The organism is Corynebacterium imitans (assembly GCF_000739455.1).
In the GTDB taxonomy this organism is placed as follows: domain Bacteria; phylum Actinomycetota; class Actinomycetes; order Mycobacteriales; family Mycobacteriaceae; genus Corynebacterium; species Corynebacterium imitans.
The window spans coordinates 857,663-881,340 of sequence record NZ_CP009211.1 but is presented as its reverse complement, the minus strand read 5'-3'; the positions used below and the strand labels follow the sequence as shown (position 1 = coordinate 881,340).

The following is a 23,678-nucleotide window of genomic DNA, read 5'->3' as shown; positions in this document are numbered from 1 at the left end:
TTATCTAAGTCGCCGGTGAGGTTGATGTGTTCCCATCCCAGCGATGAGAGGAACCGCAGGACGTCCGGGTCGATGTCACCGCCGTCGCTGGTCAGGGTGGCGACCGTGCGGTCGAGGTAGACGGTGCTCCAGAGAACGATGGCTGCGGCTCTTTATGGCCGATCGCCCAGTCCCGCAGGACCATCCTCAACCGGATGTAGGAGGCTGCTCAGGCGGTGCGCGCGAGGCGGGGGTCGAGGACCATTCCGCGGAAAAGTAGCGCTAAGGATGTTATGTCTATAGAGTTTTTGGACACGGAGTCTAATGACTTATTGGACACGGAATCCATGGAGTTCTTGGACACTTTCTAGCGGATCATTCTCGTGGTCTGTGCTGCGGTCACAAGCAGGACAGTTACGGGGTGCTTCGCCGTGCTTGATCGTGCTTCGTTGCCTCGGCAAGGTGAGGTTGGCTCACCGGCCGTGCGGCCCGTGGCGTACCGCTGCCGGAGGCTGCGCACTGAAGAGCTCTCGCCGCCAGGGGCTGTGTAGATCATCTCGGGGCTGTCGGCGGCGACCAGGGCTTAAAGCACGTGCTCCTTGAGTCTTAGGGTGGTCTGCCGTCGGCGGCTATACACGCACCGCTGCTCCCGCGTAGTTGGCCTTGGACTTTCATCCGCGCTTCTGAACGACGCCATCGGAGTGATGGCTTTGTCGACATTAGGGGACTCGAGGGCAACCAGCTCGCGGCGTTTTTCTATAGCGAAAACCATTCAGCCTTTCCGCTACTGGGAATGTCCAAAATGCCCTTAGACATCCCGTCCAAAAAGTCGTTGGACTCCTTGTCCAAAAAGCCCTTAGACATGACAAAGTAGCGCTAAGGATCGTTTTAGGAGCATGCGGCAAACGGCTTTCTTCTGAGCTGATTCGCGCATCGCAAGCCCATACCCGGTGCCGCGCGGTTGCGTGCTCAACCAGCTTCTGCCGGCGGCGTGGAAAGGTCGGAACCGAAGAGGGTGCGCAGAGCATCCATGGCCTCGGGGCGGGCCTTGTAGTAGACCCACACCCCTCGCTTGTCACGGTCAACGAGCCCGGCGTCGTGCAGGATTTTCAGGTGGTGGCTGAGTGTCGAAACTGCCAGGTCGAAGCCCTCGGTCAGGTCACACATTGCGCATGCCTCGCCGCCCTCGTGCGAGAGCACCATGGACATCAGCCGCAGCCGGACCGGATCCGCCAGGGCCTTGAGCATCCGGGAGACGGCCTCGGCCTGGGCCGCCGTGATTGGCTCACCGGACAACGGCGTACAGTAACCCAGCGCACTTGGCGCAGGAGGGTCCAAGGATGGGATCGACATGCCTCCATTCTAGCATACTTCGATAGTTTGACAACTATCGAAGTGTGAGTATCGTGGAAGCCGGACTTCGAAGTCTGTCGAAGTACTGCACATTGTGAAGGAGACACCCGTGAACACACCCATCCAGCTGGTCCGTTCCAAGTACCGCGCGCTCGGGGGCGGATGCGTAAGCTGCTCCAGAGACCTTGCCCCCGTCGAGGCCCTGCCCGGCGTGCAGAAGGTCGACGCCCTGGCCTCCGGCGTCGTGCTGGTCACGCACGACGGCACCGTGGCCGACAGCGCCATCGTTGAAGCGGCACAGAAGGCCGGCCTGTCCCTGGCGCCGGCCGGCCCGGCACGCCCCGTCCGCGCCTGATCACCTGGTGAGGGCTGACCCTCACGAGTCATGTCCTCACGTTTCACAGAGAGAAGAAATCACCGAATGAATGCCGAATTTGACACCTCAACACAGCTCACCGCTCAGTCCCGGCGCCGGTGGTGGCAGAGCAGCGAGATGGTGGCCCTGGCGGTAGCCGCGGTGCTGCTGGCCGCGGGGCTGGCCGTGGAGTGGACCATCCACTCCGAGCCGGTGGCCCTGACCTTATTCTGGGCCACGATCGTCATCGGCGGCGCCTACCCGCTGCGCAGCGCCATCCGCGCCGTGCGCAACAGGCAGCTGACCATCACCGTGCTGCTGATCATGGCCGCCATCGGTGCGATCGCGCTGGGGGTGATCGAAGAAGCCGCGATGCTCGTGGTCATCTTTAGCCTGGGCGAGGCCATGGAAGCCTACGCCACCGACAAGGCACGCGGCTCCATCAGCGCGCTGTTGGAGCTGGCACCCCCGAACGCGAACCGGCTCACAGCCGGGGGCTTCACCGAAACCGTGTCCGTGGAGGCGCTGCACCCCGGTGATGTCGTCCTCGTCCGCCCCGGTGAGCGTCTGCCCACCGACGGCACCGTCACCGAGGGTGCTTCGTGGGTCGATGCCAGCCCGGTCACCGGCGAATCCGAGCCGGTGGAGGCTTCCGCCGGGACCGAGGTCTTCGGCGGAAGCCTGAACGGCAACGGCGTGCTGCGCGTCCAGGTGACCAAGGAGCACTACGACACCATCCTCGCCCGGGTGATCGAACAGGTAGAGGAGGCCCAGGCTAACCGCAGCCGCACCGAGCGCTTCGCCGACCGGTTCAGCGCCGTCTACACCCCCGCCATGTTCGCCCTTTCGGTCCTGGTGGCCCTGGTTCTGCCGTTGTTCGGCTTCGAATGGCGTGAGGCCATCTATCGAGCCCTTGTAATCCTTGTTGTCTCCTGCTCCTGCGCGCTGGTCATCTCCGTGCCGGTCAGCGTCGTCACCGCCATCGCCCGCGGAGCACGGGACGGCATCCTGATCAAGGGCGGCATCTACCTCGAACGCCTGGCCGACATCAAGGCCGTCGCCTTCGACAAGACCGGCACACTCACCCGCGGCCGGCCTGCCCTGGCCCAGGTCACCGCGTTCGGCGGCACCACCGAACAGGAAGCCCTCGCACTGGCCGCCGCCGTCGAGGCCGGCAGCGAACACCCCATCGCCGACGCCATCACCGCCGGGGCCAGGGACCGGGGCCTCGACATCCCCACCGCCAGGGACGCCCGCGCCCTCCCCGGGGCCGGCATGGAGGCCGTCGTCGACGGCCGAGCCATGCACATCGGCCGGCCCTCGGACGCGGACCGCACCGACCCGCAAGTCGGAGCGGCCGTGGCCGGAGCCGAGGCAAACGGCTGCACCGCCGTCGTACTGCGCGAGGACACCCGGCCACTGGCCGTTCTGGCGGTCGCGGACCAGTTGCGCCCCGACGCCCACAGCACTATCGCCGAACTGCGCGAACTAGGCATCGAACGGGTGCTGATGCTCACCGGAGACAACGCCACCGTCGCTAAAACCACCGCCCATGCCCTGGGTCTGGACGACTACCGCGCCGAACTGCTGCCCGAGGACAAATCAGCCGCCGTACGTGAATTGCGCGAACGGTACGGGGTTATCGCCATGGTCGGCGACGGAGTCAACGACGCCCCCGCACTGGCCAACGCGGACCTGGCCATCGCCATGGGCGCCGCCGGAACCGACGTCGCACTCGAAACCGCTGACGTCGCACTCATGGCCGACGAACTGGACCGGCTCCCCGCAGCCATCCGCCTCTCCCGACGGGCCCGGAACAACATCAAGATCAACATCGCGCTCAGCCTGGCCGTCGTGGCCATTCTGATCATCGCGGCCCTCGCCGGCTGGATGACCCTCACCACGGGACTGCTGCTGAATGAAGGCAGCGCCGCGCTGATCATCCTCAACGGCCTGCGTATGATGCTCCCCGGCCGCGGCGAAACCCGGCAAAAACGAACTGCATAGCCCGCGACAACAAGGTCATACAGACAAGGTTGCGTGAAGCGAAACTCCTTGGCTCAACCGCCGCACTCGAGCGCTTCGATGCCTATCCCGGCCTACTCGCCAACCACGGCTCGAAACTCACCCTGACAGGAGAAGACATGCGAACCCGCGACGACATCAAACAAGAAAGGATGGCCCCTACGACCCCCACACGGCTACGTCAACCCCGAAAGCCGTAACCGGGGGGTAAAAAACGGGTACCGGCAACCACCACCACCCCGGTACCCGATACCGCCCTACCGGTACCGAAAAAACCCCCGTCAATCTAAGCATGAATGTTTGCGTTCGGTTGGGTAAGGCCGTGAAATGGTTGAAAAAATAACCCCGCAGGTTTCCCTGCGGGGTGTCGTTGTTAGAACGGTACTTCTTCGCCCTCAGCGCCAGCCAGGGCAGCAGTCGCTGCTTCGCCCCCTCGACGGGCAGCGCGAGCAGCGGACTCCTTCTTGGAATCGATCAGCTGCACGGTGTCGATGCGTGCGACCAGCGGGTAGTGCTTCACACCGTCCTTGTCGGTGTAGACGTCGGTTTTCAGCGAGTAGCTCACCGCGACGCGATCGCCGGAGCCGATGCAGCCGAACACGCCGGGGTTCTTCGCGTCCTGGACGTAGCCGGTCAGCTCCACGATCTCGCTTTCCACCTTGCCGGTGGTCTTGTTCTTGAAGGTGTTGCGCGCGTAGACGCTGAGCTTCACCGTCGCCCCGCCGTTTGCGTGCTCGAACAGCTTCGGTGCGCGAGCTGCGTTGCCGACGATGGTGCCGTTGTTGAAGGGGTTGGACATGATGGTTCTCCTTATGTGAGTGAGTGTGATTTGCTGTGCAATTTGGGTACTTCAGCAGCGGCTTTGCTGCTGCGGGGTGGTTGCGCTGTCGTTACAGCACTGCCCAAGGCAGCGGTGTGCCTGCCGCCTCTAGGTCGCGCAGTTCTTGCGCTGCGCCTGGATCGGCATCCTCGCCGTCGATGCCGTCGGCGAGCTGGTAGAGCAGTTCCAGGTCGGTGTGGATGAAGTCGCGCATCACGTGCCTCCTTGTTCGGATTGATGGCCAATCCGTCTGTTGGAGACAGCTCTGCTGTCTAAAGGCCACTCCCCTGCCTCGTTGAAGTGTCTATTGTCGCAAGCCACGGCGATACAGCGAAAAAGAAAACCCCGTTGCATCGCTGCAACGGGGTAGGTGGTGTTACTCGGCGAACAAGATCGTGCGAGTCTTCTCAGCGCCCTCGCGGACGAGTTCGACCATCCGCTCGCCTTGGCCGATGTCTGTCAGCTTCGCGACCAACGACGGGAAGTTCTCGTCTGGCCCGATCTCGGTGGCTCGCTGCGCAGCCACGCCAGCTAGCCCCGGCTGGCCTGTGGCGTGCGCAAGCACGGCAACAGTGGTGGTGAGCTGCGCGCGCATCCCCGGCCAGCTGGTCGGGACAGCACGCATAACCTGCTCCGCGAACCGTAGGCCCGCCTGCGGGTCATCGAGCAGCGCCGCGAGCAGCGCGTCTCGCAAGCGCTTTGTAGTGAAACATTTCAGCGCCGATCGAACAGCGCGCGTGCTCGGCTGGGTTATTCCTGCCGCCGCCTGCTCGTATTCACGCTGCAGCACGTCGGAGAACATGGGCGGGATATACGCCAGCGCGTCTTCGATGATGTCGGCGTGCTCGGCAGCGTCGATGCCGTGATCGGTGCTGTTCAGGCGTGCCTCGATGTCGTCTTTGCTCGGCTCCGGCAGCTCGCCAGTGTGCTCTAGCATCTGCCGCAGCGCCGCTGATGCGGCGACCTCGCCGACAACGCCGTGGCGCGGCTCGTCGATGAGCGGATGCTGATACACAGACCACCACGCAGCCCCGGTGACGATCTCGGGCACCTGCACCACCCCGAGCAGCGGCGGTAGGTGCACTGCCCCGCTGGTGAGGTACGTGGCCGTCTCGTCGAAGACCGGTTGCGCAATGTCATCGCTGATCATGTACGCGATAACTGCATCGAGTTCCAGGTGATCGACCCACGCTGCGAACCGCTCGCGGCTCTCGGTGAGCTTCTCCACGGCCTCGTCCAGGTCGAACCGTGCGACCGGGCCGAGGCGAACGGTGTCGACGCCCTCGTCGTCGACGAAGAACGCGAGGATCAGCGAGTTGTTCGGGTAGAACCCGAGGATGCCGGGGAGGTTCGCGAGGATCTCGCCGTGGGATGCAAGCGTGTGGGAATGAGTGGACATTGCAGTGCTCCTTTGCACGAATACGGGGTGTACGTGGTCAATCCCGTATTCGGCCCGGCTCTGCCGGTCGCAGGCGTATCCCAGCAGTGCAGTGCCTATCTGCGCCGAGCGTCGCTAGCGCAGCCCGATGCTTCGCTTGCCGGGTGCGGGCGCTAGCGACGCAGCCTGTGATTAAGCGTCGGCTTCGATGCGCTTGAGAGCGCGATAGATCGTCGGCCGCGAGACGTTGAATGTCCTGCCTACTGCGCTGAGGGACTTGCCGCCCTCGATAAGCTCCTTAGCGATCTGGGCCTGCTCAGCGCTGAGCTTCGGCTTCGGGCCGGCGACCCTGCCCTGTGCGCGGGCGTGCGCCACGCCTTCACGGGTGCGCTGGACAAGCAGGTCACGCTCCCACTCGGCAAGACTTGCCATGACGTTGATGACCACCTTGTCGGTGGGCTTCGACGTGTCCAGCGCTGGCTCCAACACCTTGACGTTGATGTCGCGCTCGGCGAGGTCAGCGATGGTGTTCACGGTGTCCGCGAGGCTGCGGCCGAGCCTGTCCAAGCGTGTGACAACGAGCGTGTCGTCGGGGCGCATGTACGCCAGCGCGTCATCGAGGCCAGGCCGTTGCCATTTCGTGCCGGAGATGGTGTCTGAGTAGATGTGCTGAGGGTCGCAACCAGCGTCGATCAGGGCGTCGCGCTGGGTGTCGAGTGACTGCCCCTGCTTCGAGGTGGAAACGCGGGCGTAACCGATGAGCATGGTTAGTCACCTGCTCCTATGCGTTACCTTTGGCACGGTTGTGGGACTTGCAGAGCAGCTCGCAGTTGCTTTCCTCGGTCTTGCCGCCCTTCGACCAGGCGGCGACGTGATCGGCGTCCATATCCTTGAGCGGCCAGATCTTCGCCTTGCCCCCCCTCGTGACCGAGGGCGCAATACGAGCAGTTCGAGACACCGTTCTTCTCGGCGGCGTCTGTCTGGCGCTTGTACACGCGCTTTTTGACGGCCTCAGTGAAGACACGCACGCTAAGCAGCCGCGTCTCTTTCTTGCCGCCGAGAAGGTACTCGTAGATACCCTTCTTCGACTGAACCTGCGAGTCGGAAAGCAACTCGCGTGCTTCGGCGGTCATCTCTGTTGCGTCGTAGCCCTTGTCGCCGTACTGCTCATAGAGCTTGTTCCATGCGATTCCACGCATGGAACTGTCCGTCATCTTGAACACGCTTGCGGCCCAGTCGATGACGGTGGTGAAGTACGTCTGCAGTTCATTGCAGTCGTCGTCATCGCGGTGCTTAGCCATGTAGTTGTCGATACTCACGCCGTCACGCTGAGCGATCCAGTCGAGGGCGACTTCAAGCACCTCCTGGCGGGCGGGTTCACCGCGCACGAAATTCGACCACTTCGACATCAGTCGCCAAGAAGTCTTCCGGTGGTGCATGCGCTACAACACCCGCAGACGGCACTCCTGGTGCAACGTTCTAGCCCCAATGACTTCGAAGCACTCACATCAGCTACGCTGACCCAAGCAGCATAGCTAACCCCCGACGTGTCTACTTTCCGGGGGTCAGGCCCGTGCTCGACAACCCCAGCGGACTCAACGCCCACGCCAGCGTCGCGGACCATGCGGCCGGGTACCGGAAGGTGGCCAAGGCCGCGGGCATCGCGATTTAATCCCGCGCAGAGCCGGAGACTGTGACCTGGCGATCATTGATGCGCAAGGTGCTGTCAGCAGCAGCAATAACTGCGGCATCGTGCGTGGCGGCCAGAACGAGTGCGCCCCCGTCCGCAGCTCGCCGCAGGAGCGCGATAACTTGGTCGCGGTTAGTGGGGTCGAGGGAGGCGGTCGGCTCGTCAGCGAACACATAAGCCGCGCCGCGGAGCAGGGCTCGGGCGATCGCCAGCCGCTGCTGCTCGCCTCCGCTGAGAATAGCTGCCGGCCCGTCGAAGGGGACATCAAGACCGACTTCGCCGAGGGAGTGCAGCAATTCTTCTTTGGAGTATTGCTTCCTGGATAGCCCGAGGGTGAGGTTATCTTCGCAGCTTAGTTCGGGAATGATTCCGTGGTCTTGGTGGATTATCGCTGCGCGTTCTCGCCAGAACCTCCGCCTCCGCTTCATCCTCCACGCGGAGGCATTCTCACCGTCTATCCGGAGGAGGCCGTCCGCCGGCGGCAGGAGCCCGGCCAAGGTGTTGAGCAGCAAAGTCTTTCCGGAACCGCTGGCTCCACAGATGGCGACAAAGCCTGGCCCGGGTAGGGAAAACGTTGCATTTTCCACGAGGGACTTCTTCACCATCCGCGTGCTGCGCCCCACAGAAAAAGTCGACTCCGCGGCGAGACAGAGATGAGAGGTGGAAATCTCCGGCGGCAGAGTGGGGGACTGACTGGGGCTAGCCAATGACATTGTGACTCCTAGGGGAGGCGGACATGTGCTGAGAAATACTGAGACGGACAAAACCGAGGTAGACGATTAAGACAAGGCAGCTTAGCGCGGTGAAGGTGTAGAGGAACGGGTTGGGAAGCAGTAGCGGAGCCAGGACGGACAATATGACGACAACTGTCAGGCTGACCAGTTGGCTTTTGAATAGTCGCCACATCGTTTTGTCCGGTGATTGCCCAGCGCTGTGGAGGAGTACCAGGAGGCGACGGTGAACTCGGAGCTGGATGCGCGTCTGGACTATCAAGGCCGCAAGCGTGGCGAGCAAAGCTCCGAGGGCGCTCAGGATACTCAGCCAGAACAGCGCCGTGCTGGCTACTAGTTCGGCCAGACCGCGATCGGCGGCGCGTACCGGGTAGACGTAGCCTTCGAGGCCGGCAGCGGTAAGTTCTGGACCCAGTTCCGAGAAATCCGCGAAGAGCAAATTTTTACTCGAAGCTGTGGAGCTTAGGAAGTCTGCGTCGAAGCCGGATAGATCGTCCGTTTCAAGCACGTAAAAACAATCGCCGGGAACCAGTTCCCCCGACATTGTTCCACTAATGAATCCGACCGCATGATCGGCACTGACCGGACCAATTTGCGCAGACTTAAGGAGCAGGTCGCCGGATTCCTGAGCCCACAGATCCACGGAAGCTGCGAAATGCTCTTGGGCTGCGGAATAGTCGACCGAGTGGTTGTCGTCTCCGGGACGGAACTGATAATCCTGCAGATCGTGCCATTGGCGGTTAGCAAGTGCCACGGGGCAGGAGTCCGGCACACCGGTAGCTTCTTTCGGCAAAGTATGGCTGAGGACAGCCCCGTGCTCCCGTTCCCAGCTGAGCGCGAAGTCGCGGAAGTTCTGCTGCACACTGGGCGGCAAGAGCTCGCCTCCTTCCGCGCGGCCAGCAGGGCCGTCGAAGTTGGCTGAAAAATGCAAGGCTCCAAACTCCGCGAGAGATTTCCAGGTCTGCTGGGCCTCGGATTCCTGCTGGTAGGAGCGGAGCGCAGCCGCTGAGCTAAGACCCGCTGCTACAAAGGTCACGCAGGTAAAGACCGAAATTACTTTCAGCGCTTTTCCCGCCGCCTTCTCTGCGGGGGCACGCTGCCCCAGCAGCGCTACTGCGCGGCGCAACAATGGGGCGGTGACGGCTACGGCCAAACCGGTGGTGGCCAGGGCCAAGCCTATCCCGGCGGCGTAGAACCTGAGGAACAGGAAGGCAAAAGAATAGCTTCCTTGGCGGGCGAGGAATGTACTCGCAAGGCCAATGAGAACTAGGTGTGGGAGGATGACAAAGGCCCATTGCCGCCAATTGCCTTTTTGACTGCGGTGCCCGCCATTTATTGTGCGCAGCGCTGCCAATCTAAGACCGGAAACCCGAAGAACAAATACCAGGGCAAAAAGGGAAACGACAAATAGAAACAGGATCGCCACCAACGCGGGCAGGCGGAATACGACCGATTGGATGAGGTGAAGGAACTGCGTCTTTTCGCTTAGCCTGAGCCCGTCATTCCTGGCCGATTCGTAGAAGTGGTTCGCATTGCCACCCGTTGCTTTGGGAACCAAGACGTAGTCACCGTGGTAATCCAGCGACCCAAGCTCACTGGACGCTTGGCTCAAGGCATCCGGCCGGTTGAGCCGGGGAATGCGTTCCGGTGCTGGATAATTTTGCTCCAGCGGGATGAAAACCTCGTGGGAAGTCCCGCTTGCGTCATCGGTGCCAGTCAGCCGGTAGATGGAGTAGCCGTTCTGCTCGGCCAATGAAACCAGTGAGTTACGGATTACCGTCGGTGCGTAGTCTGACTCAAGTTCCTCCGCGAGTGAAGTCTTAGGCTCGACGTAGTCAAGACTAAAGGTTGATTCGACCCCTAAGGACAAGGGCTTGGTGGAGTCAACCAGGGCTGTCAGCAGCCACCCAGTAGTCGCGATGACTGCAGCAAGAAGTAGGCTCAAAAGCCCAAGTACTAGGGGTCGAATGCGCATGAGTTCTAGCAGAAGTTGTAGTAGTAGCTGTCCTTAGTGCCCGGCAAATTCGTTGCCGAAAGCTCGGCGATCGACTTCTGGTCGCCGCGGGTGTTGATGCTTCGTTGCGTTCTGCCGTTGACGGTCACAGTCGAAGTATGGCACCGATTCACGGTGAAATAAGAACGCGCCTTAGCGTTCCAGAATCCGTCGATCTCGCCGCGCTCAAAGGACGCCACCATCGCGTCGTAGTCGGGACGGTCCACGTCCTTCTTTGATGCAGAGATCGATTGATCGACGTAGGTATGCACGACGTCCCAGCCGCGTTGCTCGGCGAGGGCTTCGCAGTCCTGACGCTGCCGGTCGATGGCGAGGCCGTCCATGGCAGCATCTAACGAGATACGGAGGTAAATAGCAGCGCGTGTAGTCATACGCTATTCATAGCGTATTTAGGTTACATATTTAGGTTACATTGAAACGAAACTCCACCACGTCGCCGTCAACCATGACGTAGTCCTTGCCCTCCTGGCGTACCTTGCCGTGGGCACGTGCCTCGGCCATGGAGCCCAACTCATCGAGGTCCTCGAAGGCGACGATTTCGGCCTTAATGAAGCCCTTCTCAAAGTCGGAGTGGATCACGCCGGCGGCCTGTGGGGCGGTGTCGCCCTTGTGGATCGTCCAGGCGCGAGCCTCCTTCGGACCTGCGGTGAGGTAGGTCTGCAGGCCAAGGGTGTCGAAGCCGGCCTTGGCCAGGGTCTGCAGACCCGGCTCGTCCTGGCCGACGGCGGCGAGCAATTCGGCCGCGTCCTCGTCGTCAAGCTCAAGCAGCTCGGTCTCGGTCTGCGCGTCGAGGAAGACGGCGTCGGCGGGGGCGACGAGCTCGCGGAGTTCCTGCTTGCGGGCGTCGTCGGTAAGCACGTCCTCGTCGGAGTTGAACACGTAGAGGAACGGCTTGGCCGTCATCAGGTGCAGGTGGTGCAGCAGGTCTAAGTCGATGTCGCCGGTCTTGGAGGCGGCGAACAGCGTACGGTCGTCCTCAAGCACGGCCTGGGCCTTCTTGGCCTCCTCGGCTTGCGCGGCGATGTCCTTGTCCTTGCGGCCGTCCTTCTCCAGGCGCGGCAGGGCCTTTTCGATGGTCTGCAGGTCAGCGAGGATCAGCTCGGTGTTGATCACGCTGATGTCGCTGGCGGGGTCGATCTGGCCGTCGACGTGGATCACGTTGTCGTCGCTAAACGCGCGCACGACCTGGCAGATCGCATCCGCCTCGCGAATATTGGCCAAAAAGGCGTTGCCCATGCCCTCGCCCTCGGAGGCACCCTTCACAATGCCGGCGATGTCCACGAAAGACACCGTGGCGGGCAGGGTCCGCTCGGATTTGAAGATCTCAGCCAGCCGCTCCAGGCGCGGGTCCGGCAGCTCGACCAGGCCCACGTTGGGCTCAATGGTGGCAAACGGGTAGTTGGCAGCAAGCACCTCGTTGCGCGTCAGGGCGTTGAAGAGGGTTGACTTGCCAACGTTGGGCAGTCCGACGATTCCAAGTGTAAGGCTCACGTCGGCCAATCCTAGCCCACATGAGCGCCTACCCCGACACGCAGGGGGTGCGAGCGCTTCCGGCTCAAGTGGGGCACAATGGTGCAAGTGAGTACCAGTAAGGCAACGACTGAATCGTCTCCCACCGCCCCGCACCGCTCAGATCGCGTGGATCGCGGCGTGGTGATGAATTCGTGGGTCAAGGCAGCCTCGATGCTGACGCTGCGTTTGCTCATCATTGCTGTCTTCCTCTTCGCGCTAGGCCACCTCATCGGCGCATTCTGGGCCGGGGTCCTACCAATCGTGCTGGCGCTGATCATCTGCACGGTGCTGGTGCCAATCGCCTCCTGGATGCGCAACCACGGCATCCCCTCCGCGCTCGCGGCGCTGACCACGCTACTCGGATTCTTCGGCCTGATCTCAGTACTTGCGCTTTTGATCGCGCCGGATATCGTGGCGCACTCGCGCATCCTGTACTTGCAGGCCCTCGAAGGCATCCAGCGGATGCAGCTGTGGATGCAGGGCCCGCCGCTGAACATGGACCCCGACGACCTAAGCGAGGCGATCAACGAGGTCGCCCAGTGGTTGCAGAACCAAGCCGGGGCGATCGCCGGCGGCGTCTTCTCCGGCCTGGGCACGGCCGCAGGGCTGATGGTCTCGCTCATGGTGGTGCTCGTGCTCACCTTCTTCTTCCTCAAGGACGGCCACCGCTTCCTGCCCTGGGTCCGCTCGGCCACCGGCGGCCGCAGCGGCCTGCACGCCACCGAGCTGCTCACCCGCGCGTGGGAAACGCTCAGTGGTTTCATCCTCGCCCAGGCGCTCGTCTCGCTTGTCGACGCCGTGTTTATCGGCCTCGGCATCTACCTCGTCGGCGTCCCCATGGCCTTCACCCTGGCGGTCATCACGTTCATGGCCGGGTTCATTCCAATCGTCGGCGCGGTCACCGCCGGCGCGCTGGCGGTGCTCGTCGCGCTCGTCTCGCTGGGCTTTACCGAGGCACTCATCGTGCTCGCCATCGTCATCGCTGTCCAGCAGCTCGAGGGCAACGTGCTCTCACCGATGCTGCAGTCGCGCGCGATGAACCTGCACCCGGTCATCGTGTTGGTCTCCGTGACCATCGGCGGCGGCATCTTCGGGCTGATCGGTGCCTTCCTCGCCGTGCCTGCCGCCGCGATGATCGCCGTGTGCTACCGCTATCTCCTGGACATTCTGCGCATCCACTCCGGCGAGAAAAGCGCCGCCGAGCTCGACTTCGTCACCGAAGAGGGCCGCACCATCGCGGAGATCGAGGAGCGCGAGTCCGTCCACGAGCGCCGCGAATGGCGCAAGGAGCGCCAGTGGACCACCCCGCCGGAAGTCGAGGAACCAGAGGAGACGGAAGAAAGCTCCAGCAGCTGGAAGAAGCTTATCGACGCCCGCGAGCACCCCGCATTCGCCAAAATGTTCGGCAAAAACGAGGAATCCGCCCCTCGCGAGGACTAGCGTGTTCGCCGGGTGTGCTTAACTCGGCGACATGTCTTCCGCAACCGCATTCCTTACCCTGCTCACCGGCCTCCTCATCGGTTTCATCGCGGGCCTTTTCACCGGCATGAGCTGGCTGAAACGCAACACCCCGGCACCGGCGCCGCCCACCGACCTCGCTCCCGTCGCTCGCGCGCTCACGCAATTGCAGGACCAGCTCGACGATCTCGACAAGGAGCAGGCGGTCGCCCGCAACGCGCTCGCCAGCCAGGTTCAGGCCATTGGGCGCACCTCCGCGCGCCTCGGGGATCGCACCGACCAGCTTCTAGGCGCGCTGCGCAGCCCGCAGGTTCGCGGCCGCTGGGGCGAGATCCAGCTCCAGCGCGTTGTCGAGCTCGGCGGCATGGTCGAACACGTGGACTTCGACGTTCAGGCGCACATGCGCACCGGCGATCTGCCCGCCGTGCGCCCCGACATGGTCATCCGGCTGTCGGAGGGGCGCAACATCGTCGTGGATGCCAAGGTGCCCTTTTCCTCCTACCTGGACGCGCTCAACACGGAAGACCCCGAGGAAAAGCAGGCGTACATGCGCAGGCACGCGCACCTGCTGCGCCGGCACGTGGAGACGCTGTCGTCCAAGTCCTACATCGCGGCATTCCAGCCCACCCCGGAGTTCGTGGTGATGTTCGTGCCCGCCGACCCCTTCCTAGACGCAGGTCTTGCCCTCGACCCCGAACTTTTGGACTACGCCCTGTCCCGCGACGTCGTCATCGCCACCCCCACCACCCTGTTCGCGCTGCTGCGCACCGTCGCGCTCGGGTGGCGTCAAGACTCGCTCAACGAGAAGGCAAAGGAGGTCCAGCGCCTCGGTGCCGAACTCCACGCCCGCCTGCGCGTAATGGGCGAGCACTACAACAAGGTCGGCGCATCCCTGGACAAGGCGGTCGAGGCGTATAACGCCACGCTCGCCTCCATGGATTCCCGGGTGATGGTCACGGCGCGCAAGCTGGAGGACATGGAGGTGCCCACCGGGCGCCACGCCGCGGCCCCGCTGACACCTGCCACCTCGCGCCCCCGCCATAGCGCCGGGTAAACTGTCTCGACGTGTCTCACGTGATCCGGAATACCAACGCCCCGTCAGCCGCCTTCCAAGGCCTGCCGACAGGTTCTGCCATTGGCATCCTGTTCGCCGCGCTGTTCACCGGCGCGCTGCTGAGCATCTATTCCGGCGTGATTGGCTGGCCGCTTCTCACCTGTTTCATCATCGCCACCCTGGTGGTGACCACCCTGGTCAACCCGAAGGGTCTCTTCCTCACCGTCGCCAGCGCCCCCATCCTGCTCTTCCTCACGGTGCTGGCCACCGGCTACGTCATCTCCCGCAGCGAAATCGCCGTCGGCGGGGTGTCTTCCAAGGCGGCGCTTTTGGCCGTGTTCTACCCCATCACCGAGGTTTTCCCCGTGCTCTTCACCGTCACGGTGGGCGCGGTAATCATTGCGGTCGCCCGCTACAAACTCGTCGAGCGGCAAAACCGGGCACGGACCCGCACCGAGACTTTCGAGCGGCACCAGGTGGCGGAGAGTAACCGCCGCGCCGCGTCGCAAAGCAGAAGGGCCCGGGAGCGCACCTCCAGCGTTTCCGTGCAGGAGCTGCTCAACCGGGCGAAAGAGGAGCGCGAGCGCTCCACGCGCAACCGCGGCGGGCTGCGCGACAACCTGTACGACTAGCTCGTCGCCTTCGCGCGCGGGGCGCGCAGGTCACGCGGCAGCGCGAAAGTAATCGTCTCCACCGTGGTGGTGACCTCCTCCACGTCCGAGTAGCCGCGCTCGTCGAGGAACTTCACGACCTCGGTAACCAGGATCTCCGGCACCGACGCGCCCGAGGTCACGCCAATCGTCGTGGCGTTTTCCAGCCACGCCTCATCGATCTGCGAAGCGTAGTCCACCAAGTACGACTCTTTCGCGCCCGCCTCGAGCGCAACCTCGACCAGACGCTTCGAGTTCGAGGAGTTCTGCGAACCCACCACGATCACCAGGTCCGACTTGCCCGCGATCTTCTTCACCGCAGCTTGGCGGTTCTGGGTGGCGTAGCAAATATCATCACTCGGCGGATCCTGCAGGTGTGGGAAGCGCTCCTTGAGCTTGGACACAATCTCCAGCGTCTCGTCCACCGACAGCGTGGTCTGCGACAACCAGACCAGCTTCTCGTCCTGCAGCGACTCAGGCAGGGCATCTACGCCCTCGACCCCGTCAACCAGGTGAGTCACCTCAGGTGCCTCCCCCGCGGTACCCTCGACCTCTTCGTGGCCCTCGTGGCCGACGAGCAGGATCTGGTAGCCGTCACGGGCGAAACGCTTCGCCTCGTTGTGCACCTTCGTCACCAGCGGGCAGGATGCGTCCAGAGTAAGCAGGTTGCGCGCCTTCGCGGATTCGCGCACCGCCGGGGAAATGCCGTGTGCGGAGAACACAAGGTGCGCGCCTTCCGGCACCTCGTCGGTTTCCTCAACAAAGATCACGCCCCGCTCTTGGAGCGTTTCCACCACGTACTTGTTGTGCACAATCTCTTTGCGCACGTATATGGGCGCGCCGTACTTTTCCAACGCCTTTTCCACGGTCACCACTGCGCGGTCCACCCCAGCGCAGTAGCCGCGGGGCGCAGCGAGAAGAACATTTTTACCCTGATCAGTCATGGAACCGACAGTACCCAAAATACGTCTAAAAGAATAGGCAGCGAGCACACACGCTGTGTAAGTTCGGCAGTAGCCTTCGGGAGCTTGTGTGACAGCCTCTGGGCTAAAGAAAGGAGACAATGTGACGTCGGAAAGCGGCAGGCCCGCATCCACTGCGGAAGCACCCTGGTCCGTATCCAAACTCAACACGACGGTCAAGGGGTGGATCGAAAAGCTCGGGTGGCTCTGGGTGGAGGGCCAACTCGCGCAGATCAACGCCAAGCCGACCTGGAAACTGTCCTACCTCACCCTGCGGGATACCCAGGAGCAGGTCAGCGTGCAGCTGACGGTCAACAGCGCCCTGCTGCAAGGTATGCCCACCCCGCTTAAGGAGGGCGACCGCGTCGTCGTGCGCGGCAAGCCGGCCTTCTACGCCGGGCGTGGCACCTTCTCCATGTGGGTGACCGACATCCGGCACGTGGGCGAGGGCGAGCTGCTTGCGCGTATCGAGCGCTTACGCAAGCAGCTCGCCGCCGAGGGGCTGTTCGACCCGGCGCGCAAGAAGCCCCTGCCCTACCTGCCCCAAAAGATCGGGCTGATCACCGGCAAGGCTTCGGCCGCGGAGCGCGACGTGCTCTCGGTCGCGCAGAGCCGCTGGCCGGCGGTGCAGTTTTCCATCATCAACACCCCGGTCCAGGGCGCACTCGCCGTGCCCGCAGTGGTCAAGGCGCTCGAGCAGCTCGATCGCGACCCGGAGGTGGACGTGATCATCATCGCCCGCGGCGGCGGCTCGGTCGAGGACCTGCTGCCCTTTTCGGAGGAGGCCCTCCAGCGCGCGGTGGCGGCAGCCACTACCCCGGTCGTCTCCGCGATCGGGCACGAGCCGGACAGCCCGGTGCTCGATAACGTCGCCGACGTGCGCGCCGCGACCCCCACGGATGCGGCGAAGCGCGTGGTTCCCGACGTCGCGCAGGAGCGCGCGCTGGTCACCGAGGCGCGCGAGCGCATGGTCGCAGCACTCCGCGGCTGGGTGCAGCGCGAGCGCAACGGGCTGGCCTCGGTGCGTTCCCGCCCGGTACTGGCCGACCCGCTCTCTAACATCACGCGCCGCCGCGAGGAGGTCGACCGGGCCCGCGGCCTGATCCGCCGCGACGTGACCTACCTCCTGCAGAAAGAGCAGGCGGCAGTCGCCTCGCTGCGCGCCCAGGTCGCAGCGCTGGGGCCGTCGGCAACGCTTGCCCGCGGCTACGCGGTCGTGCAGGTTTTGCCTCGCGACGGCAGCGGGCCCGAGGTGGTCACCAGCATCGAGCAATCCCCACCCGGCTCGCAGCTGCGCATCCGCGTCGGCGACGGGTCCATCACCGCGGCCGCAATGGCCACTCAACCAGCAGATTAATAAGGAGCACACCATGGCAGAAAACACTTTCGGCGCGGGCGAGGCCGGCGAGAACGCCTTCCCGGACCCGCAGGAATTAAGCTACGAGCAGGCGCGCGACGAGCTCATCGAAACAGTCAAGATCCTCGAGCTCGGGCAGATGAGCCTCGACGAGTCGCTGAAGTATTGGGAGCGCGGAGAGGCCTTGGCCAAGCGGTGCGAAGTGCTTCTCGACGGGGCGTCGCAGCGCGTCGAGGCCGCCATCGAAACCCGCAGCGTTAATCCTGAGGAGTAATCGGCGCAGCCGCCAGCGCCGCGGCGATCAGCGCCCGGAACTCCTCATCGGTGCCCGCGCCGGTGACCAAAAAGCGCGCATCCCCGGCATCGAGCGCCCACAGATCGCGCACGTCCGCGGCGTCCGAGGTGTAGACCTGGGCCTCGGTGCCGTCGACCGTTTCGGTACGGGTAAGTTCGCGGGGGCGGCTGTCTGCCTGCTGCACGGCGTCGGCAAGCGGGGCCCCAGTCTGCGTGAGCTGCAAGAAACCGCCATCGGCGGTGACCCACCCCACGACCGGGGCGGGCGCTTGCGCGATCATCGAGCGGCGCGCCGAGTTGGTCACCCAGCCCTCCGGTGCCTGCGGGTAGACCACGGGAAAGTCGACGGCGCGGGCCTCTAAGTCCAGAAACGTCGCCGCGTCGACCTCTTGCACCGGCCCCTGCTCGGGTTTGCCCGGGTTGAAGGTGCACAGCCCGGTCGCGCCGACTGCAACGAGCATGATGACCACAATCAGCACCATGTTGAGTGCGATGTTGCGGCCGTCCTCGAAGATCTTCGTGTTAGGTGTCACCCGGCCAGTATGACACGCCCGCGCGTCCACCCCCGAATTTGTCGCACTCCTTGGACGTTCCCGCAGCTGGGCTCACTCTTCCCCCAAAATGGTGGGCATCCGCGACTGAATCGGGCGTGAAAGTGCGAGAATGGAACCGGGCGGTGTGGTGCCCGTACACCCCCGCCGCGACCGATGCATGATTTTTTTAGCCGCAGGAGGCAACATTTCGATGACTGAGTCGAAGTCTGAAGAGTACTTCCCCGATCGCAATCTGGCGATGGAACTTGTTCGCGTCACAGAGGCCGCAGCGCTGGCCTCGGGCCGCTGGGTTGGTCGCGGCAAGAAGAACGAGGGCGACGGCGCGGCCGTCGATGCGATGCGCAAGATGATCAACTCCGTCAACATGGACGGCGTGATCGTCATCGGCGAGGGCGAGAAGGACGAAGCCCCGATGCTGTTCAACGGCGAAAACGTGGGCAACGGCGAGGGCGCGCGCGTGGACCTGGCCGTCGACCCGGTGGACGGCACCCGCCTGATGGCCGAGGGGCGCCCGAACGCGATTTCCGTCATCGCCGCGGCCGACCGCGGTTCGATGTACAACCCGAAAGACGCGTTCTACATGAACAAGATCGCCGTCGGCCCCGAGGCTGCCGGTCACATCGATATCACGAAGTCCGTTGAGTACAACGTCCACGCGGTCGCTAAGGCGAAGGGCGTGCGCCCCGACGAGGTCACCGTCGTCGTGCTGGACCGCCCGCGCCACGAGAAGCTGGTCACCGAGATCCGTGAAGCCGGCGCTAAGGTGCGCTTCATCATGGACGGCGACGTGGCAGGTGCCATCGCCGCCGCACAGGACACCAACTCCATCGACATGGCGATGGGCATCGGCGGCACCCCTGAGGGTGTCATCACCGCCTGCGCCCTGAAGTGCCTGGGCGGCGACATCCAGGGCATGCTCGCCCCGCAGTCCGAGGAAGAGCGCGAAAAGGTGCTCGCCGCGGGCCACGATCTGGACCACGTGCTGACCATCGACGAGCTGGTTGCCTCCGACAACTGCTACTTCGCCGCCACCGGCGTGACCAACGGCGACATGGTCCGCGGCGTGTCCTACCGCAAGAACGGCGCGACCACCCGCTCGCTGGTCATGCGCTCGAAGTCCGGCACCGTGCGCTTCGTGGAGTCCCAGCACAAGCTGGCCAAGCTGCAGGAGTACTCGGTGGTGGACTACTCGGACCCAACCTCCGACTAGACCGCGCCAAAACAGGCATAATATTTGTGACCGACTACGCAACCATGTAAAGGAAGTTAGATATGGCTGAACAGCAGTACCGCATCGAGCACGACACGATGGGCGAAGTCAAGGTGCCGGTTGACGCACTGTGGCGCGCGCAGACCCAGCGCGCTGTTGAGAACTTCCCCATCTCCGGCCGCGGCCTGGAGGACCAGCAGATCCGCGCACTCGGCCTACTCAAGGCGGCGTGTGCGCAGGTGAACAAGGACCTGGGCAAGCTGGATGCCGAGAAGGCAGATGCGATTATCGCAGCCGCGCAGGAGATCGCCGACGGCAAGCACAACGACCAGTTCCCCATCGACGTTTTCCAGACCGGTTCCGGCACCTCGTCCAACATGAACACCAACGAGGTCATCGCCTCCATCGCGAAGGCAAACGGCGTTGAGGTTCACCCGAACGACGACGTGAACATGGGCCAGTCCTCCAACGACACCTTCCCCACCGCCACCCACGTCGCCGCGACCGAGGCTGCAGTCCAGGACCTCATCCCGGGCCTGGAGGTACTGCAGAAGTCCCTGGCTGCCAAGGCTGATGAGTGGCACGAGGTGGTCAAGTCCGGCCGCACCCACCTGATGGACGCCACCCCGGTCACCCTGGGCCAGGAGTTCTCCGGCTACGCCCGCCAGATCGAGCTGGGCATCGAGCGCGTGCAGGCCACCGTTGGTCGCCTGGGCGAGCTGGCCATCGGCGGCACGGCCGTCGGCACCGGTATCAACACCCCGGCCGAGTTCGGTGCCAAGGTCACCGAGGAGCTGGTGAAGCTCACCGGCGTCGATGCGCTGTCCGAGGCCAAGAACCACTTCGAGGCGCAGGCCAACCGCGATGCCCTCGTCGAGTTCTCCGGCGCGATGCGTTCCGTGGCAGTCTCCCTCTACAAGATCTCCAACGACATCCGTCTGATGGGCTCCGGCCCACTCGCCGGCTTCGCCGAGATCCACCTGCCGGATCTGCAGCCGGGCTCCTCCATCATGCCGGGCAAGGTCAACCCGGTGCTGTGCGAGACCGCGACGCAGGTCTCCGCGCAGGTCATCGGCAATGACGCGGCAGTCGCCTTCGGCGGGACCCAGGGCCAGTTCGAGCTCAACGTGTTCATCCCGATGATGGCGCGCAACGTGCTCGAGTCCTCCCGCCTGCTGGCAAACACCGCTCGCCAGTTCGCCACCAAGCTTGTCGACGGCATCGAGCCCAACGTCGAGCACATGCGCGAGCTCGCCGAGTCCTCCCCGTCGATCGTGACCCCGCTGAACTCCGCGATCGGCTACGAGAACGCAGCGAAGGTGGCAAAGCACGCCATCAAGGAGGGCATCACCATTCGCCAGGCCGTGATCGATTTGGGCTTCGTGGACGGCGAGAAGCTCACCGAGGAGGAGCTGGACAAGCGCCTCGACGTGCTGTCGATGGCAAACACCGACCGCAACTAAGCCGCTAGGATAAGTCCCCAGCATCAATTCTTGAAAGCTGGGGACTTTTTCTATGCCTGATTCCTTTTCCGAGCTCCGCCACGCCGGCGGCTCGAACAAGCCCTGGGTGGTCGGCGGCATCTTCGCCCTTGCGCTCGCGCTGATCGGGGTCGCGCTCGCAGGCGCGTACTGGTCAAGCCAACCGGGCGCGGATACCCCACCGGCGACAGTGACCGTGACTGCACAGCCCTTATCCCCTGCCGCAGACATCGCCCCCGCCGGCACGTATTCCGGCACGTTCAATAACCTGCGCGATGACGCGCGTCGGCCGCAGAAGGCGGCATGGCCCGTTGTTGCCACCTTTGGCGAGGGCACAGCAATGGTGGTCTACCCCCCGCTCGGGATGCACCGCGCTTATCGACGACTCCTTGCGCAACGTGCCCCTCACCACACGCTGCTCCTCGACCACCGGGGCCGACGACACTGTCGACGCCCACTGGGAAGTTGCGTCGCCCGAACCCGGTCTGGTCGAGCTCACCTATGTTGAAGGCGAGGAAGCCGTCGCCGGCGGCGTCCTTTCCCGCGGTCTTCCGGACACAAATCAGACATAAACGGGCAAGTTGCCAAACTTTGCACTGGGTGTAATATTGCACCCTGTGCAAAATGATCACTGTTCCGCAGGCACGCGGGAAGTGAAGCGGCAGCGCACCAGGCAAAGGATTCACGAGGCCGCAATGGACCTCGTCGAAGCACGTGGACTCGACAACACCACCGTCGAAGACATCTGCAACGCTGCCGACATCTCCCGACGTACCTTTTTTAACTACATGGACTCTAAGGACCACGCCGTCTTCGGGGTGTTCCCCCTCCGCCTGACCGAAGCCGGGCTCGACGCGATAATCAACACCCAGTCGGACAACCTGCCCCAGCTCATCCTCACCGCATTCGAGGAGGACCCCGCAGCCCCCGACCGGGCCACCTTCGCCCGCCAGCGCGCGCTCATCCAGGCAAACCTGGAACTCGAAAGCGCCGCGCTGATTCGAAGGCGGGAGGCGCTACGGGCGGTGTGGCGAGCCGTCGAGAAGCACTTTGCCAAATTCCCACAGGACAGAAAGCTTGAAGGCCCCGTCGAAGAGGAGATCCACTCCATCGTGGAAGTGGTCTTCTGCTCTATCTCCCGCTATCTCCACCTCCCCCAACCCAAGGAAGGCACCACCATCTCGCACCTGCTTCGCGCAGGTGCCACGTTCACCACATTTGCAAAGGAGCTCGAATGGAACACAACAGCGTAAGACCCCAAGGGGGCGCAAAGCAGCACGTCGGACTGATCTTCGCGGCGCTGCTGCTCACCATGCTGATGAGCTCGCTCGGTCAGATGATCTTCTCCACCGCCTTGCCCACCATCGTTGGTGAGCTCGGCGGCGTTGACCACATGAGCTGGGTCATCTCCGTCTTCCTCATCACCATGACCATCGCCATGCCTATTAACGGCAAGTTCGGCGACGGCCTCGGACGCAAGTGGCTCTACATCGGTTCGATCGGCTTGTTCGTCATTGGCTCTACACTTGGTGGTTTCGCCCACACGATGACGCTTTTGATTATCGGGCGCGCTATCCAGGGGCTGGGCGCCGGCGGCATGATGGTCAACTCGCAATCCATTATCGCCGAGGTCGTCCCCGCCCGCCAGCGCGGTAAATACATGGGCGTCATGGGCGCAGTCTTCGGCGTGTCCTCCGTTCTCGGCCCGGTCCTCGGCGGCTGGTTCACCGACGGGCCCGGCTGGCGCTGGGGTCTCTGGATGAATATCCCGCTCGGTTTGCTTGCCATGACGGTGTCCGCGTCCGTCCTCCGGCTGCGTCGCGGCACGCCGGGCCCGCTCAACGCGGACTGGCTGGGCATGGTGCTCATGATCATCTCCACGTCCAGCCTCATCCTCACCACCACGTGGGGCGGCACCCAATACGAGTGGACGAGTCCCACCATCCTCACCACCGCGGCAATTGCGGTCCTTAGTGGCATCGTCTTCGTCCTGGTGGAGCTGCGCGCCAAGAACCCGCTCATTCCAATGCAGCTGTTTTCCAGCCGCAACATGGTGCTCACCACCGCTGCCGGCACAGTGCTGGGCATGGCGATGGTCGGCGCGCTCGCCTACCTGCCCACCTACCTGCAGATGGTGCACGAGATGACGCCCACGGAGGCCGGACTGATGATGCTGCCGATGGTGCTCGGCATGCTCGGCACGGGCATGACCGTCGGCTTCATCATCTCGCGCACGGGCCGCTACAAGATCTACCCGCTCGTTGGCATGGCACTCACTGCGGTGGGCATGTTCCTGTTTTCCACCCTCACCGTGGAGACCTCGCTCACGACGCTTGGTCTCTACATGTTCGTCTTCGGTTTCGGCCTCGGCCTGGTCATGCAGGTGCTGGTCCTCATCGTGCAGAACTCCTTCCCTGTCTCCATGGTCGGCACCGCAACTGCAACAAACAACTTCTTCCGCCAGCTCGGTTCCGCACTTGGCGCCTCGCTGGTCGGTTCCTTGTTCATTCACAAGATGCGCGACAACATGGCGGAGCGGATGCCTGGAGCACTCGCCCAGCTGCCGCCTGAGCAGTTGGAGGCCGTCGGCCCGCTTTTCGACGGCTCCTCGAGCAACCTCACTCCCCACCAAGTCTCCCAACTCCCGGACGCCGTGAAAGAGGCTGTGTTGACGAGCTACAACGACGGGCTGACCCCGGTCTTCCTCATGATCGTGCCGCTAGCGGTGCTCGCTTTCCTGCTGCTCGTCCCGATCGTGGAGGACCCGCTGAAGGAGACGGTGGATTAAGGCATGCCTGTGG

The 23,678-nt window shown here is 63.6% G+C and carries 24 protein-coding genes and 2 pseudogenes; 13 read left to right on the top strand and 13 right to left on the bottom strand.

Going from position 1 to position 23,678, the window contains the following annotated elements:
* Positions 1 to 8 precede the first annotated feature (8 nt).
* Together CIMIT_RS13115 and CIMIT_RS04045 are read right to left on the bottom strand one after the other, a co-directional pair.
* Positions 9 to 146, bottom strand: a pseudogene (locus tag CIMIT_RS13115) (Tn3 family transposase); the annotation flags it as partial.
* Between the two features lie 802 nt (positions 147 to 948).
* Positions 949 to 1,332, bottom strand: coding sequence for an ArsR/SmtB family transcription factor (locus CIMIT_RS04045; protein WP_051904784.1), 384 nt, complete (start codon positions 1,330 to 1,332; stop codon positions 949 to 951).
* 109 nt (positions 1,333 to 1,441) lie between these two features.
* On the opposite strand from CIMIT_RS04045, the gene CIMIT_RS04040 reads away from it, so the two are divergent.
* Together CIMIT_RS04040 and CIMIT_RS04035 are read left to right on the top strand one after the other, a co-directional pair.
* Positions 1,442 to 1,687: a hypothetical protein gene (locus CIMIT_RS04040; RefSeq protein WP_038589537.1), complete on the top strand. Its 246-nt coding sequence runs from the start codon at positions 1,442 to 1,444 to the stop codon at positions 1,685 to 1,687.
* A gap of 66 nt (positions 1,688 to 1,753) precedes the next feature.
* Positions 1,754 to 3,694, top strand: coding sequence for a heavy metal translocating P-type ATPase (locus tag CIMIT_RS04035; protein ID WP_051904783.1), 1,941 nt, complete (start codon positions 1,754 to 1,756; stop codon positions 3,692 to 3,694).
* A 391-nt stretch (positions 3,695 to 4,085) separates the two neighbouring features.
* On the opposite strand, the gene CIMIT_RS04030 is transcribed toward CIMIT_RS04035, so the two are convergent.
* From CIMIT_RS04030 to CIMIT_RS13110, 5 genes are all read right to left on the bottom strand, one after another.
* Complete coding sequence (locus CIMIT_RS04030; RefSeq protein ID WP_038589530.1) at positions 4,086 to 4,511, bottom strand: single-stranded DNA-binding protein; 426 nt, start codon at positions 4,509 to 4,511, stop codon at positions 4,086 to 4,088.
* Between the two features lie 91 nt (positions 4,512 to 4,602).
* On the bottom strand, positions 4,603 to 4,746 hold the full coding sequence (locus CIMIT_RS12795) for a hypothetical protein (protein ID WP_005291046.1): 144 nt from the start codon (positions 4,744 to 4,746) through the stop codon (positions 4,603 to 4,605).
* Between the two features lie 162 nt (positions 4,747 to 4,908).
* A complete protein-coding gene (locus CIMIT_RS04025) occupies positions 4,909 to 5,931 on the bottom strand; it encodes a DUF4192 domain-containing protein (RefSeq protein WP_038589523.1) in 1,023 nt (340 codons plus the stop codon).
* Between the two features lie 171 nt (positions 5,932 to 6,102).
* Positions 6,103 to 6,675, bottom strand: coding sequence for a recombinase family protein (locus tag CIMIT_RS04020; RefSeq protein ID WP_038589516.1), 573 nt, complete (start codon positions 6,673 to 6,675; stop codon positions 6,103 to 6,105).
* A 16-nt stretch (positions 6,676 to 6,691) separates the two neighbouring features.
* On the bottom strand, positions 6,692 to 6,796 hold the full coding sequence (locus tag CIMIT_RS13110) for an HNH endonuclease (RefSeq protein ID WP_197697018.1): 105 nt from the start codon (positions 6,794 to 6,796) through the stop codon (positions 6,692 to 6,694).
* 527 nt (positions 6,797 to 7,323) lie between these two features.
* Here CIMIT_RS13110 and CIMIT_RS13105 point away from each other — a divergent pair.
* Positions 7,324 to 7,445, top strand: a pseudogene (locus CIMIT_RS13105) (IS3-like element IS1206 family transposase); the annotation flags it as partial.
* A 133-nt stretch (positions 7,446 to 7,578) separates the two neighbouring features.
* Here the strand turns inward: CIMIT_RS13105 and CIMIT_RS04010 are convergent.
* The 4 genes from CIMIT_RS04010 to ychF all read right to left on the bottom strand — a co-directional run bounded on the left by CIMIT_RS04010 (position 7,579) and on the right by ychF (position 11,836).
* The gene (locus CIMIT_RS04010; protein WP_005530794.1) at positions 7,579 to 8,205 is read right to left on the bottom strand and encodes an ATP-binding cassette domain-containing protein; all 627 of its coding nucleotides are present in this window, start codon (positions 8,203 to 8,205) and stop codon (positions 7,579 to 7,581) included.
* A 94-nt stretch (positions 8,206 to 8,299) separates the two neighbouring features.
* Positions 8,300 to 10,084: a hypothetical protein gene (locus tag CIMIT_RS04005; protein WP_231910339.1), complete on the bottom strand. Its 1,785-nt coding sequence runs from the start codon at positions 10,082 to 10,084 to the stop codon at positions 8,300 to 8,302.
* Between the two features lie 227 nt (positions 10,085 to 10,311).
* The gene (locus CIMIT_RS12920; protein WP_084674263.1) at positions 10,312 to 10,716 is read right to left on the bottom strand and encodes a recombinase family protein; all 405 of its coding nucleotides are present in this window, start codon (positions 10,714 to 10,716) and stop codon (positions 10,312 to 10,314) included.
* Between the two features lie 31 nt (positions 10,717 to 10,747).
* Positions 10,748 to 11,836, bottom strand: a complete 1,089-nt coding sequence (ychF, locus tag CIMIT_RS03995; RefSeq protein WP_038589506.1) for a redox-regulated ATPase YchF — start codon at positions 11,834 to 11,836, stop codon at positions 10,748 to 10,750.
* An 87-nt stretch (positions 11,837 to 11,923) separates the two neighbouring features.
* Between ychF and CIMIT_RS03990 the strand changes: the two genes are divergently transcribed.
* The 3 genes from CIMIT_RS03990 to CIMIT_RS03980 are packed head-to-tail and all read left to right on the top strand — an operon-like array spanning position 11,924 to position 15,001.
* A complete protein-coding gene (locus CIMIT_RS03990; RefSeq protein WP_407919540.1) occupies positions 11,924 to 13,297 on the top strand; it encodes an AI-2E family transporter in 1,374 nt (457 codons plus the stop codon).
* Between the two features lie 31 nt (positions 13,298 to 13,328).
* Positions 13,329 to 14,369, top strand: a complete 1,041-nt coding sequence (locus tag CIMIT_RS03985; protein WP_038589501.1) for a DNA recombination protein RmuC — start codon at positions 13,329 to 13,331, stop codon at positions 14,367 to 14,369.
* Positions 14,370 to 14,380: 11 nt separating this feature from the next.
* Positions 14,381 to 15,001: a DUF6542 domain-containing protein gene (locus CIMIT_RS03980; protein ID WP_084674262.1), complete on the top strand. Its 621-nt coding sequence runs from the start codon at positions 14,381 to 14,383 to the stop codon at positions 14,999 to 15,001.
* Here CIMIT_RS03980 and CIMIT_RS03975 read toward each other — a convergent pair.
* Entirely contained in the window at positions 14,998 to 15,963 is a 966-nt protein-coding gene (locus CIMIT_RS03975; protein ID WP_038589497.1) for a 4-hydroxy-3-methylbut-2-enyl diphosphate reductase, read from the bottom strand. The two genes, CIMIT_RS03980 and CIMIT_RS03975, sit on opposite strands and share 4 nt — an antisense overlap.
* Positions 15,964 to 16,084: 121 nt before the next feature.
* On the opposite strand from CIMIT_RS03975, the gene xseA reads away from it, so the two are divergent.
* Together xseA and CIMIT_RS03965 are read left to right on the top strand one after the other, a co-directional pair.
* Positions 16,085 to 17,338, top strand: coding sequence for an exodeoxyribonuclease VII large subunit (gene xseA / locus CIMIT_RS03970; RefSeq protein ID WP_038589492.1), 1,254 nt, complete (start codon positions 16,085 to 16,087; stop codon positions 17,336 to 17,338).
* Positions 17,339 to 17,351: 13 nt separating this feature from the next.
* A complete protein-coding gene (locus tag CIMIT_RS03965) occupies positions 17,352 to 17,612 on the top strand; it encodes an exodeoxyribonuclease VII small subunit (protein WP_038589487.1) in 261 nt (86 codons plus the stop codon).
* On the opposite strand, the gene CIMIT_RS03960 is transcribed toward CIMIT_RS03965, so the two are convergent.
* Positions 17,596 to 18,165 (bottom strand): DUF4245 domain-containing protein, encoded by a 570-nt coding sequence (locus CIMIT_RS03960; protein ID WP_038589484.1) that lies wholly within the window; start codon positions 18,163 to 18,165, stop codon positions 17,596 to 17,598. The two genes, CIMIT_RS03965 and CIMIT_RS03960, sit on opposite strands and share 17 nt — an antisense overlap.
* A gap of 211 nt (positions 18,166 to 18,376) precedes the next feature.
* Between CIMIT_RS03960 and glpX the strand changes: the two genes are divergently transcribed.
* From glpX to CIMIT_RS03935, 5 genes are all read left to right on the top strand, one after another.
* Positions 18,377 to 19,396, top strand: a complete 1,020-nt coding sequence (glpX, locus tag CIMIT_RS03955) for a class II fructose-bisphosphatase (protein WP_038589481.1) — start codon at positions 18,377 to 18,379, stop codon at positions 19,394 to 19,396.
* 62 nt (positions 19,397 to 19,458) lie between these two features.
* Complete coding sequence (locus CIMIT_RS03950; protein WP_038589478.1) at positions 19,459 to 20,859, top strand: class II fumarate hydratase; 1,401 nt, start codon at positions 19,459 to 19,461, stop codon at positions 20,857 to 20,859.
* 52 nt (positions 20,860 to 20,911) lie between these two features.
* Positions 20,912 to 21,385, top strand: a complete 474-nt coding sequence (locus tag CIMIT_RS12560; RefSeq protein WP_144311808.1) for a hypothetical protein — start codon at positions 20,912 to 20,914, stop codon at positions 21,383 to 21,385.
* A 187-nt stretch (positions 21,386 to 21,572) separates the two neighbouring features.
* Positions 21,573 to 22,130 carry a TetR/AcrR family transcriptional regulator gene (locus CIMIT_RS03940; protein WP_051904779.1) on the top strand — a complete coding sequence of 186 codons (558 nt, stop codon included), beginning with the start codon at positions 21,573 to 21,575 and terminating at the stop codon, positions 22,128 to 22,130.
* Positions 22,112 to 23,665: an MDR family MFS transporter gene (locus CIMIT_RS03935; protein WP_051904778.1), complete on the top strand. Its 1,554-nt coding sequence runs from the start codon at positions 22,112 to 22,114 to the stop codon at positions 23,663 to 23,665. Before CIMIT_RS03940 ends, CIMIT_RS03935 begins: the two co-directional genes overlap by 19 nt.
* The last annotated feature ends 13 nt before the right edge of the window (positions 23,666 to 23,678 follow it).